We start from the raw sequence: 11,857 nt of genomic DNA on the forward strand, positions 1-11,857 counted from the left end.
GCGGTTCCAGACCTGCCCTGTTCATCGTAAGCAGCGTTTGAGCCTCCGGGCTCGCCGGAGAGGTGCAGGCTCGCCGGAGCGTTCCGGCGAGCAGGCACCGTTCCAGCGAGCTGACGGACCGGGACCGAGCCGGGCTTAAGCGGCGACGATTGCCCGTTTCCGCCGCGCCTTTGCCAACCGCGTACCGATCAGCCCCTGGCGCGGACTGAACAGATAGACGACGGCGAACACGGCTCCCTGCGTCAGCACCACCATGGCGCCTGAGGCGGTATCCAGGTAGTAGCTGAGGTAAATGCCGGCAACCGAACACACTGCGGAAACTACGGGAGCGATGACCAGCATCCGCGAGAAACGGTCCGTCAGAAGGTATGCGGTGGAGCCGGGAATAATCAGCATCGCCACCACCAGCACCACGCCAACGGTCTGCAGCGCCACTACGGAGGTCAAGGCCAGGAGGCCCAGCAGGAGCGCGCCGAGCCGCTGCGGTGACAGGCCGATCGCGTGGGCGTGCGTGGGGTCGAAAGCGAAGAGCGTGAGGTCCCTGCGCTTCAGGATGAGGACGGTAAACGCGACCATACCAAGCACCAGCACCTGGATCAGGTCAGGGATGCTCACGCCCAGCAGGTTACCGAAGATGATGTGGTTCAGGTCCGTCTGGCTGGGCGTCACGGAAATCAGCACCAGTCCCAGCGCGAACAGGGACGTGAAGACAATGCCGATCGCGGCGTCTTCCTTCACCCGGCTGGTGTTTCGTACGACGCCGATCAGGGTCACGGCAAGCAGGGCAAACACCAAGGCCCCCAGCGCGAATGGCGCGCCCACCATATACGCGAGGACAACGCCGGGCAGCACGGCGTGGGATACGGCATCGCCCATCAGCGACCAGCCGATCAGTACCAGCCAACAGCTCAGCAGGGCGCACACCACCGCGGCAAGGACCGTGGTGAGGATGGCACGGACCAAAAAGTCGTAACCAAGTGGCTCAGCAAGAATCTCCAGCAGGTCCATGGATCAGCCCTGTTCCTTCCCGCGGTTCAATACGTCCAGGCCAAACGCCAGGGCCAGGTGGTCAGGCTGCAGCACCAGATCCGGCGGGCCGTGCAACAGGACCTTCTTGTTGAGCAATACAGCCTCGTCGCACAGCTGCGGCAAGGCATGGAGATCGTGTGTGGAAATCAGGATGGTGCAGCCGGAGTCTGCCAGTTCCCGGAGCAGCCGGGTCATGGTGGCCTCGGACCGTTTGTCCACACCGGCGAAGGGCTCATCCAGCAACATAATGCTGGCACCCTGGGCGATGCCGCGGGCCACGAAGGCACGCTTCTTCTGGCCGCCGGACAACTGGCCGATCTGCCGCCCTGCGTAGTCGCCCAATTCCACCCGTTCCAAGGCATCTTCGACGGCGGCCTTGTCACTTTTGGAGGCGCGTCTGGTCCAGCCCTGCCGGCCATAACGGCCCATCATCACCACATCGCGAACGGACAGCGGGAACTGCCAGTCAACGTCCTCGCTCTGCGGGACATAGCCGATCCCGCTTTGCTTGCGTGCCCTGGAAGGTGCGGCACCGCTCACAAGGACCGTGCCGGCGTCGGGCTTCACCATCCCCATGATCACCTTGAAGAGTGTGGATTTTCCTGATCCGTTCATGCCGATGAGGCCGCAAATCCGGGCGGGATCCAGGGTCAGAGAGGCGCCGTCCAGAGCCAGGACCTCGCCGTAGTGAACGCTGACATTCTCTACCTGGATTGCGGGCGTGCTCATGATGTTGCCGCCGTGGGAGTGCCGGCGAGCGCGGTTGTGATGACGTCAACGTCGTGTCGGATGAGGTCCAGGTACGTGGGCACGGGGCCGTCCGGCTCGGACAGCGAGTCGACGTACAGGACCCCGCCAAAATCCGCTCCGCTGGCTCTTACCACCTGCTGCATAGGGGCGTCCGACACTGTGGATTCACAGAATACGGCCGGGACCTGGTTAGCCTTCACGTACTCGATGGCCCGGGTAATCTGCTGCGGCGTGGCCTGCTGTTCAGCGTTCACGGCCCAGATGTAGACCTCGTTTAAGCCGGCGTCGCGAGCCAGGTAGGAGAAGGCGCCTTCGCAGGTGACCAGGGCCCGCTGCTGTGGAGGGACGGTGGCAAGCCGGGTGACCAGTTCGTCCTGCACAGCCTGCAGTTCTGCCTTGTAGGCCTTCGCGTTGGCCTCGAAGTCCGGCGCGTGCCCCGGTTCCAGCCCCGAGAAGGCCCGCACCATGTTGTCCACATAGATCATGGCGTTGGCCGGCGACATCCACGCATGCGGGTTGGGCTTTCCCTGGTAGGAGTCCTCGCCAATGTTGATTACTTCGACGCCGTCACTCACCACGGCATGCGGCACTTCCACGCCCTCCACGAATTGGGCAAACCAGGCTTCCAGGTTGAGCCCGTTGTCCAGGATGAGGTCCGCCTGAGCCGCTTTCCTGATGTCTCCCGGAGTCGGTTCGTAGCCGTGGATTTCAGCGCCGGGCTTGGTGATGGACACAACGGCCAGGTGGTCACCGGCAACATTGCGCGCCATGTCCGCCAGGACCGTGAAAGTGGTGAGGACTGATTTCCGGTCGTCGTCCTGCCCTGCACCAGGGCCGCCAGCACCACAGCCGGTGAGGATGAATGCGAGCGTGACGATGACCGCGCCCAGTGCGCTGAGCCGGGCGGGCAGCGCAGCCCGACAGGTCGGGGTCGGAGATCCGGACGTCCCGGTGCCTTCTTTGGCTTGCCGAAACAAAAAGTTAGGCATACCGAATATTCTAGGCGAGGCAAAAGCCGGCGTGCAACGCACCACCCCCTCTCACCCACCAAGTGACTCGCATTTAACGTCGTCAAACGGCATTTTGGGTGCGTTAAATGCGAGCTGGTTGGGCGATAGGCTGAAACCATGACTCCCCGCCGAACCCCGCCACCCCCTGCGCCGGAGCTCTACCGGTTCAACGCGCTGGATTACACCGCCGTGGCCCTGTACATCGCGGTGGCAGCGTTCTTCGCGGTGGCCGGAGCACTCATCCTCCCCCTGCTCCTCGAGCTGGTACCCACCCCCGCGGCGGCGACGTACGCCATCAACCTCATTTTCTACGGGCTGGTCGGAACAGCTGCCCTCCTGGCGGCCCGGAAAGTGGTCCTCAGGGACCTGAAAGTCCTGGCCACGCGGCCGTGGTTCACGCTGATCATGGTGCCCACGGCGGTGATCGCCATGATGATCCTGACGGCAATCGTGGTGGCAGCCGGCGGCGATGCCCAGACCTCCGCCAACCAGGAAGGCCTGCAGGAGCTGGTCCAGCAGGTCCCTGCCTGGCTGATGATTCCGTTGCTGGTGGTGGTGGGCCCGTTTGTGGAGGAGTACATTTTCCGGCACCTGCTGATCGGCAAACTGAGCCGTCGGATCAACGTGTGGGTGTGCAGTGTCCTTTCAGTGGTGCTGTTCGCGTCGATGCACATTGTGGGCCAGCAGGACCTCTCGTTCCCCGCGCTCCTGCCCTACCTGGCCATGGGCGCCACGCTGGTCCTGGTCTACCTGTGGACCGGACGCAACGTGATGTTCTCCTACTTCGTCCACGCCGCCAAGAACCTGCTGGCCGCCGTGATGCTGTACGCGATCTCCCCCGAGGTACTGGAACAACTTCAGCAAGTACAGCCTTAACAGGGCCCCGCCCCGCAGTCCCGGTTCTTCATCCGGAGCCCTGATTACTAGACTTGGACGGTGAGCAACCACCTTCCCGCCAAAGTATCCGACACCTTCGAGCCCTTCCGGTGGCGCACCGTGACCGGATTCGAGGACTTTCAGGACATGACCTACCACCGCCAGGTGGAAAGGCATTCCGACGGCGGCATCGTCAGGGACCTGCCCACGGTCCGGATCGCCTTCAACCGGCCTGAGGTCCGCAACGCTTTCCGGCCAGGTACCGTTGACGAGCTCTACCGGGCCATGGACCATGCCCGGATGACGCCGGATGTCGCCACGGTGCTCCTCACCGGCAACGGCCCCTCCGCCAAGGACGGCGGCCATTCCTTCTGCTCCGGCGGAGACCAGCGGATCCGCGGGCGGGACGGCTACAAGTACGCACAAGGCGAATCCCAGGAAACCATCGATCCCACCCGCGCCGGCCGGCTCCACATCCTGGAAGTGCAACGGCTGATGCGCACCATGCCCAAGGTGGTGATCGCCGTCGTTAATGGCTGGGCGGCCGGCGGCGGCCACTCCCTGCACGTGGTTTCCGACCTCACCATCGCATCCCGCGAGCACGGCAAGTTCAAGCAGACAGACGCCACCGTTGGCAGTTTCGACGCCGGTTACGGCTCCGCGCTGCTGGCCCGCCAGATCGGCCAGAAGGCCGCGCGCGAGATCTTCTTCCTGGCCCGCGAATACTCCGCGGAGGACATGGTCCGGATGGGCGCGGTGAACGAGGCCGTGGACCACGAACGGCTCGAGGAAGTGGCGCTTGAGTACGCCGCGGACATCGCACGGCAGTCCCCGCAGGCCATTCGGATGCTCAAGTTTGCGTTCAACCTTGCCGACGACGGCCTGGCCGGGCAGCAGGTTTTCGCCGGCGAGGCCACCAGGCTGGCCTATATGACGGACGAGGCGGTGGAGGGCAAAGAGGCCTTCCTGGAAAAACGCGACCCGGACTGGTCCACCTTCCCCTACTACTTCTAAGGCAGGCCCGATGAACATCGAACCAGCCCTTGCAGCGCTGGCTGCCGCCCTCCATGGCGAGGGTCCCGCCGTCGAACTTTCGGCCGCCCCGGACGGCTCGCTGGTGGTGGAGCACGTGGAAACCCCCGGCTATGATGACGCCGTGGTTGTGGTGCGAACCTCCGGTTCCACAGGCACGCCCAAATCCACTGTCCTTCCGGTGGAAGCGCTGGCTGCGTCCTCGATGGCCACGGCGATCGCCCTGCGCGGCGAGGGCCAGTGGCTCCTGGCGGTGCCCGTTCAGTACGTCGCGGGAGTACAGGTCCTGGTACGTTCGCTGTTCGCCGGCACCCGCCCGTGGGCAATGGATCTGTCACACGGATTCACGCCCGAACGGTTCACCGCCGCCGCCCTTGAACTGACTGACAAGGTCCGGTTCACCTCACTGGTACCCACCCAGCTGCAACGCCTCCTGGAGGACCCGTCGCCGGACACGCTCGCCGTGCTACGGCGTTTCAATGGCATCTTGCTGGGCGGCGCGCCGGCGTCGTTGTCACTTCAGGAAGCCGCCCGGAAGGCGGGGGTGCGCGTCATCACCACCTACGGCTCCTCGGAAACGTGCGGAGGCTGTGTGTATGACGGCGTTCCGATCGAGGGTGTGCGGGTCCGGATTGCCGACGACGGCCGGATTCTCCTGGGTGGAGACACCGTCGCTGCCGGTTACCTGGAGGCCCCGGACCGCGAATCCGGTGCGTTCTTCGAGGTGGACGGCACGCGCTGGTTCCGTACCAACGACCTCGGCACCCTGGACAGCGACGGCCGCCTCACTGTGCTGGGCCGCGTCGACGACGTCATCATTAGCGGTGGCGTTAAAGTTTCCGCCGCACAGGTACAGGGTGAGCTGGAGAAGTCCGACGGCGTCACCGCCGCTTTTGTGGCCGGCGTACCGTCCGCGGAATGGGGCCAGGCCGTTGCGGCTTACGTCGCTGTGTCCGATTCCGCTTCTCCTGAAGCTGCAGCAGCGCTCAAGGAGGCCTGGCACCAGGCCATGGGAGTCACCGCTCCTAAAACGGTGGTGGCCGCAGAGGCATTGCTGATGCTGCCCAACGGCAAGCCGGACCGCATGGCGATGGCCGCCAGTCTCAACGACGCCCACAGGGGAAAGTAAAGTAGACCTGCACCACGAACACCAGCCCAACACCAAACCAGTACGAGGTACTCAAGTGGCAACAGCCGCCCAGTGGATCCAAGGCGCCAGGCTCCGCACCCTTCCGGCCGCGATCGCGCCCGTCCTTATCGGCACGGCCGCCGCCTATGAGATGGACTCCTTCAGGCCGCTGAACGCTGTCCTGGCCGCGCTGGTGGCGCTACTGCTGCAGGTGGGCGTCAACTACGCCAATGACTACTCTGACGGCATCCGGGGCACTGACGATGACCGGGTTGGCCCGCTTCGGCTGGTGGGCTCGGGAGCCGCCCAGCCGGAGCATGTGAAGTCTGCTGCCCTCGGGGCCTTCGGGCTGGCCATGCTGTGCGGTTTGGCGCTGGTGGTCATCACCCAGAGCTGGTGGCTGCTTCTGGTTGGCCTGGGCTGCGTCTTCGCAGCCTGGGGTTACACCGGCGGCAAGAACCCCTACGGCTACCTGGGCCTGGGAGACGTCTTCGTGTTTGTCTTCTTCGGCCTGGTTGCGACGCTTGGCACCACCTACACCCAGGCCGGCCAGATCAGCCTGCCCGCAGTGATAGGCGCCGTTGGCACCGGGCTCATCGCTTCCGCCCTGCTGATGGCAAACAATGTCCGGGATATCCCAACGGACACGCAGGCCGGTAAAAAGACCCTGGCAGTCCGGCTGGGCGACCGCCACGCCCGCGAAAGCTACGTGCTGATGCTGGCCGTGGCCATCTTGCTGGTCCTGATCCTGGCTCCCACCCGGCCGTGGATGCTGGTGGTCCTGCTGGTGATCCCGGCCTGCCTGATGCCGGCCTGGCTCATGATCAACGGCCGGAAACGCAAGAGTCTCATCCCCGTCCTGCGACAGACGGGCCTGATCAACCTGGCCTACAGCGTGCTCTTCGCCCTGGGCCTGGTGCTGGCCCGGGGCTTCTAGCGGCTACTTGTCTTTCGGGCTGTCCGGTTGGATGTCCTGGAGTGCGTCCTCGGCTTTGGCGTCTTCGACTTCGCCAGCGGTGCGGAGCGGCTTGGCATTACCGGAGAACCGGTGCTGCAGGGCGGCTGCGGCCTCATCCCGCTGCTTCTGGAAAAACAGGTAGCTCAGTGCGAAGGCGATCAGCGCAGCACAGACCACGGACAGCAGCGCTCCCAGTTCGAGAAACATAAAAAGAGCGAAGAGTGGCGCGAACAGCGCCAGTCGGATCAGCGAATATTTCAAAAAGGCCACTATTGAAGTTTAGCGGCCTTCCCGGAACCCCTGTTGCCGCGTGAACGATAGACTAGATCCATGCTCTTCCGTGTGGTTCTGGCCATCGCAGTCCTCGTCGTCTTCGTCTACGGACTGGTGGACGTGATAAGGACTGACGGCAGCCGTACACGGGGAATCTCCAAGCCGGCGTGGATTGTGGTCATGATCGTGCTGCCCGTTATTGGCGCCATCCTGTGGCTGTTGCTGGGCCGCCCTGCGCCGGAGCAGCCTGCCACCCCGGCTTATCCACGCACCAGCTCCCCTGACGACGATCCCGATTTCCTCCGCAACCTGGAGATGAAGCGCAGGAACCAGGCAGAGGCCGCGCGCTTGAAGAAGCTTGAAGAAGAGCTGAACATCCGCAAGACCGGAGGGGACACTCCCGGGTCGGACACCGGCAACAAGCGCCCCAAGGATCCCAGTCCGGGCGAAGCAGACGCGCACGACGACGACCGCCAGTAACAGCGCACGGCACCACCCGGGGACCGGACTTTAGCCGCTACCCGCCACCATCGGGAGCGCCCGCCCTACAGGCCGGAATACGAGTGCAGGCCGCTGAAGAACTGGTTCACGATGGTGAAGTTGAAGACGATGCACAGGTATCCCACGATCGACAGCCAGGCTGCGCGTGTGCCTGTCCAGCCACGGGTTGCCCTGGCGTGCAGGTAGCCGGCGTAGACCACCCAGATCACGAAGGTCCAGACTTCCTTGGTATCCCAGCCCCAGAACCGGCCCCAGGCCTTTTCGGCCCAGATGGCACCAAACATCAAGGTGAAAGTCCAGCCGATGAAGGCGATGGCGTTGATCCGGTAGGACAGGTTTTCCAGGCTCAGCGCGGAGGGAACCAGGCGCATAAAACCAAGCTTGTCCGCGCCGCCGGCGGCCACGGTTTTCTGGCGGTGCGACTGCACCAGCTGCAGCGCGGACATGGCAAAGGTCAAGGTGAACAGGGCCGAGGACAGCACGGCGATAGAGACGTGGATGATCAGCCAGTAGCTTTGCAGGGCCGGCACCAGGTGACCCACGGGAGTCCAGAAGGACACCGCCGCGGCAACCTGCATGATCACGGCCAGGCCAAGGACGAACGTGCCCAGGAAGCGGAGGTCGCGCTTGATCAGCACCAGCAGGAACACAGCTACCGCCATAAAGGCGCCGGTGGTCAGGAACTCGTACATGTTGCCCCACGGCACCCGGCCGGCCCCGATGGCGCGGGCCACCACGCCGGCACCGTGGATCAGAACGCCCAGTACGGTCAGCGCAACAGCCACGCGGGCGGGAACGCGGCGCTCGGCGGCGTAGCGCATGTCGCCGTCGGCCATCCGGGCTCTGGAGGTGGACGGCGAACCCGCCTTCGACGTCGGCCGTTCTGCCCGGTCCACCGGCCCGGCAAGGTGCCCGTCGGTCCTGTCAGTGACAGACCCGGCAGAATTTCCGACGCGGGCACCCACGGGCTGTTTCGAGGACGCCGGGGCGGCGGCAGCTTCGGCGGCGGCAGCTTCGGCGGCCTTCTCATCGATCAGGCGGAGTGCTTTGCTGCTTTTGGCGAGGTCCCAGGCGAAGGCGACGAACGCCACCGTGTAGGTGGCGGCGGCGAACAGCATGAACAGTTCGCTGTAGGCGCCTGCGGTTTCGTTGAGGGAAAACGGCATTACTGGTCCTTCGTCGGCTTGGGGGAGCCTGTTGGTGTGGTGGAGCCTGCAGGGGTGGAAACAGGGTCGGGGCTATTATCCCCGGAACTGCTGGGATTTTGCTGGGTGGCGGGGTCAACCTGCCATTGCCCGGCGAGCAGTTCCCCGATGGCGGTGGCTTCGGCGGCCAGCCGGTGGTCTTCGCCACGCGCCAGGAGGCCGTACTCCACCGTGGTAGAGCCGTCAGGCCCGGTGTCGGCGCGGACCCAGACGCGGCGGCGGTTCACGTACAGCGAGACCACCAGGCCGGCCACGGCCAGCAGGGCAAAAATCAGCGCGAATCCCTGGCCTGGGTTGTGGTGGATGTCCACGCCGATGTAGCGCTTGACGCCGTCGAAACTGATGCTGCCCTTGCCGTCCGGAAGGTCGTAGCTCATGCCGGGAGCGAGGGTGATGCCGCCGGTGTCAAGGTCGCGGGCGTTCAGCGGCGTCAGGTCTGCGACGTCCAGCGCGAAGACGTTTTGCGGAGCGCCGTCGTCCAACCCGAGGTCGCCGTAGAACGAGTTCAGCGTCAGCTGCGGGTTGAAGAGTTCCGGGTCCCCGCTGAAGGAGATGCCGTCGTTGCCGACAAAGGCCGTGGGCAGGAAAAATCCTACAAACCCGAGCTGGTCCGGCTTGGCATCCGGAACCTTAATCACCACGGAAGAGTAGTAGTTGTCGGCACCTGGCTGCACCTGGGCTACCACGGGACCCTGCATGGCAACATTGCCCTCACCGTCCCGGACTGTCACCACCGGGGCGTACCCGTTGCCTATCAGGTAGATGCTGGTGCCACCCAGGGAGACGGGTTGATTGGACTTCAGGACCTGCTCCGAGGCGGGTGCTTCGGGGGATTCCTTGGTGGTCACTTTGGCGGTGAAGTCGATCGGCTGGCCGATCTTGCCCACGGATTCGCGGTCAAACTTGATGTCGAAGGAATTCAGCTGCATGGAGTAGGGCTGGAGATCGCTGGTCTGGAAGTTGGTGCCGGGAGTGAACTGGTCATAACCCACCAGCGTGTTAACGAAGGTGTCCCCTTCCACCAGGATCCGCTGCCCGCTGTAGCCGAACAATCCGCCGGCGGCCACGGAGACCAGCACACCGATCAGCGAGGTGTGGAACACCAGGTTGCCGACTTCGCGGAGGAAGCCGCGTTCAGCACCCAGGGACGGGCTGCCGCCGTCGGCGTCCCGCACATCCACCCGGTAGCCGCGTTTGCGCAGCAGCCCGGCGGCATCGGAGATGGCCTCCGACGGCGGGATCCCGGCGTCGGACTTCAGCACCAGGGTGCCGTATTCGGGAAGTCGCGAGAATCTGGCGGGAGTGCGCGGCGGCTGGGAGCGCATTGCCTTGTAATGGGCGATGGCGCGCGGAATGACGCAGCCGATCAGCGAGGTAAAGAGCAGGATGTAGATAGCGGAAAACCACACCGAGGAGTAGACGTCGTACAACTGGAGGGCGTCCAGCACCCTGCCGAAGTCGCCGTTGTTCTTGATGTGTTGGCTGACGGTAAAGGCATTGGCTGCCCGCTGCGGAACGAGGGATCCGGGCACGGCAGCCACGGCCAGCAGCAGCAGCAGGAACAATGCAGTACGCATGCTGGTCAGCTGCGTCCAGGCCCAGCGCACCATGCCCCAGGGGCCCAGAGCCGGTAACGCCGCCTCGGCCTTGGCGTCCGCTACGGTCCGTTTATTAGTTTTCACACGCTCGCTCATCAGATTGGCAATTTCACGTCGGTTATGAACCAGTACTGCAATTCGGTGACCCAGGCGCCCCACACGCCACTGGCCATCAGCAGGCCCAGGATTACCAGGATGGCGCCGCCAGTGCGCTGAATGGCCAGGCGGTGCTTGCGGAAGAAGGACATGACGCCCACGCCGCGGCGCACGGCCAGTGCGATCAGCAGGAACGGGATTCCCAGGCCCAGGCTGTAGATAAACGCCAGGAACGCGCCCTTGGCCGCGGAGGAGCCGCCGGACAGGCTCAACAGCTGGACGGCGGAATAGGTGGGGCCAATGCACGGGGCCCAGCCCAGCCCGAAGGTGATGCCCAGCAGCGGCGCACCCCACAGCCCGGCGGGAGGCTTGGCGTGAATCTTGGCGTCGCGCTGGAACCAGCCGAAGCCGCCCATGAACACCACGCCCAGCAGGATCACCAAAAGGCCCAGCACCTGGGTGATCCACGCGTTCTGCGGGCCGGAGATCAGGGTGCCCAGCTGGCCGAAGGCTCCGCCCAGCAGCACAAATATAAGGGAGAATCCCAGCACGAACAGGCCGATGCCGGCCAGCATCCGGCCCTTCTTCTGCCGCTGCAGGTCCACGCCCGTCAACCCGGTGACGTACCCGAGGTATCCCGGTACCAGCGGCAAGACGCAGGGCGAGAGGAAGGACACCAGCCCTGCCAACAGGGCGACGGGAATGGCCAGCAGCAGCGAGCCGCTCAAGATCGTCTCGGCGAAGGGGCTGTTCATGGAAATGCGCCCGCTACTCTGCCACGGCGGAGGTGATGAGGGCCTTGAGCGTGCCGGTCTGGATCTCGCCGAGCACACGCGACGCCACCCTGCCCTGCTTGTCCAGGACCAGGGTGGTGGGAACGGCGCCTGGGGGAACCATGCCGGAAACGGCCAGCAGTACCGAGCCGTTTTTGTCGTCAAAACTGGGATAGGTCACATTGAATGACTTTTCGAAGGCTTCTGCCGTGGCTTTTTCGTCACGGAGGTTCACGCCCAGGAAGCGGACGTCCTGGTCCTTGAATTCCTGGTGCAGTGCCTCCAGCTGGGGAGCCTCCACCCGGCAGGGGGCGCAGGCGGCAAACCAGAAATTCAGCACCGTCACCTTGCCCTGGAGATCTGCGGGGGTAATGGTGGTGCCGTTGAACAGCGTGCCGTTGATTTCGACGGCGGCAGCCCGGTCGGCTGCGGTGAATTCGGTCACGGAGCCGTCACCTGCCACATAGTTCTTGTTGTCCCCGGCCTTGGCCTGCCGGGCCAGGGCGTCCTCCTGGGCGCAGCCGGACAGGCCCAGGGTAAGCCCGGCCAGCGCGGCGCCGCCGGCCACAAGTACGGTTCGGCGAGAGGCCATCGCGGAGTTCATTGGGCGGTTCCTGGCAGCCATGC

At 64.6% G+C, this 11,857-nt stretch carries 13 protein-coding genes; 5 read left to right on the forward strand and 8 right to left on the reverse strand.

Translation table 11 applies throughout. From position 1 onward, the window contains the following. Nucleotides 1–135 precede the first annotated feature (135 nt). Genes ACWA13_RS14290 through ACWA13_RS14300 form a run of 3 tightly spaced genes read right to left on the reverse strand, consistent with a single transcriptional unit; the run spans nucleotide 136 to nucleotide 2,768 of the window. Nucleotides 136–1,008 (reverse strand): metal ABC transporter permease, encoded by an 873-nt coding sequence (locus tag ACWA13_RS14290; RefSeq protein ID WP_463934839.1) that lies wholly within the window; start codon nucleotides 1,006–1,008, stop codon nucleotides 136–138. A gap of 3 nt (nucleotides 1,009–1,011) precedes the next feature. Beyond that, on the reverse strand, nucleotides 1,012–1,758 hold the full coding sequence (locus tag ACWA13_RS14295; RefSeq protein WP_463934840.1) for a metal ABC transporter ATP-binding protein: 747 nt from the start codon (nucleotides 1,756–1,758) through the stop codon (nucleotides 1,012–1,014). After that, on the reverse strand, nucleotides 1,755–2,768 hold the full coding sequence (locus tag ACWA13_RS14300; protein ID WP_463934841.1) for a metal ABC transporter substrate-binding protein: 1,014 nt from the start codon (nucleotides 2,766–2,768) through the stop codon (nucleotides 1,755–1,757). Before ACWA13_RS14300 ends, ACWA13_RS14295 begins: the two co-directional genes overlap by 4 nt. Nucleotides 2,769–2,906: 138 nt before the next feature. On the opposite strand from ACWA13_RS14300, the gene ACWA13_RS14305 reads away from it, so the two are divergent. Genes ACWA13_RS14305 through ACWA13_RS14320 form a run of 4 tightly spaced genes read left to right on the forward strand, consistent with a single transcriptional unit; the run spans nucleotide 2,907 to nucleotide 6,763 of the window. Then, nucleotides 2,907–3,665 (forward strand): lysostaphin resistance A-like protein, encoded by a 759-nt coding sequence (locus ACWA13_RS14305; RefSeq protein WP_463934842.1) that lies wholly within the window; start codon nucleotides 2,907–2,909, stop codon nucleotides 3,663–3,665. 60 nt (nucleotides 3,666–3,725) lie between these two features. Further along, entirely contained in the window at nucleotides 3,726–4,679 is a 954-nt protein-coding gene (locus ACWA13_RS14310) for a 1,4-dihydroxy-2-naphthoyl-CoA synthase (protein ID WP_463934843.1), read from the forward strand. A 10-nt stretch (nucleotides 4,680–4,689) separates the two neighbouring features. After that, nucleotides 4,690–5,826, forward strand: coding sequence for an AMP-binding protein (locus ACWA13_RS14315; protein WP_463934844.1), 1,137 nt, complete (start codon nucleotides 4,690–4,692; stop codon nucleotides 5,824–5,826). Between the two features lie 55 nt (nucleotides 5,827–5,881). Beyond that, nucleotides 5,882–6,763, forward strand: coding sequence for a 1,4-dihydroxy-2-naphthoate polyprenyltransferase (locus ACWA13_RS14320; RefSeq protein ID WP_463934845.1), 882 nt, complete (start codon nucleotides 5,882–5,884; stop codon nucleotides 6,761–6,763). A gap of 3 nt (nucleotides 6,764–6,766) precedes the next feature. Here the strand turns inward: ACWA13_RS14320 and ACWA13_RS14325 are convergent, their stop codons facing one another. Next, nucleotides 6,767–7,054 (reverse strand): DUF4229 domain-containing protein, encoded by a 288-nt coding sequence (locus ACWA13_RS14325; RefSeq protein ID WP_463934846.1) that lies wholly within the window; start codon nucleotides 7,052–7,054, stop codon nucleotides 6,767–6,769. A gap of 60 nt (nucleotides 7,055–7,114) precedes the next feature. On the opposite strand from ACWA13_RS14325, the gene ACWA13_RS14330 reads away from it, so the two are divergent. After that, nucleotides 7,115–7,537 (forward strand): PLD nuclease N-terminal domain-containing protein, encoded by a 423-nt coding sequence (locus ACWA13_RS14330; protein WP_463934847.1) that lies wholly within the window; start codon nucleotides 7,115–7,117, stop codon nucleotides 7,535–7,537. 65 nt (nucleotides 7,538–7,602) lie between these two features. Here ACWA13_RS14330 and ccsB read toward each other — a convergent pair whose 3' ends face one another. From ccsB to ACWA13_RS14350, 4 genes are read right to left on the reverse strand one after another with little or no spacing between them, the layout of a single operon-like run. Further along, nucleotides 7,603–8,724 carry a c-type cytochrome biogenesis protein CcsB gene (gene ccsB, locus ACWA13_RS14335; RefSeq protein ID WP_463934848.1) on the reverse strand — a complete coding sequence of 374 codons (1,122 nt, stop codon included), beginning with the start codon at nucleotides 8,722–8,724 and terminating at the stop codon, nucleotides 7,603–7,605. Then, nucleotides 8,724–10,457: a cytochrome c biogenesis protein ResB gene (resB, locus tag ACWA13_RS14340; RefSeq protein ID WP_463934849.1), complete on the reverse strand. Its 1,734-nt coding sequence runs from the start codon at nucleotides 10,455–10,457 to the stop codon at nucleotides 8,724–8,726. Before resB ends, ccsB begins: the two co-directional genes overlap by 1 nt. Further along, complete coding sequence (locus ACWA13_RS14345) at nucleotides 10,457–11,212, reverse strand: cytochrome c biogenesis CcdA family protein (RefSeq protein ID WP_463934850.1); 756 nt, start codon at nucleotides 11,210–11,212, stop codon at nucleotides 10,457–10,459. Before ACWA13_RS14345 ends, resB begins: the two co-directional genes overlap by 1 nt. 13 nt (nucleotides 11,213–11,225) lie before the next feature. Next, nucleotides 11,226–11,834 (reverse strand): TlpA family protein disulfide reductase, encoded by a 609-nt coding sequence (locus ACWA13_RS14350; RefSeq protein WP_463934851.1) that lies wholly within the window; start codon nucleotides 11,832–11,834, stop codon nucleotides 11,226–11,228. Nucleotides 11,835–11,857: the final 23 nt, after the last annotated feature.

Source organism: Pseudarthrobacter sp. TRD_SC_9 (genome assembly GCF_055361265.1).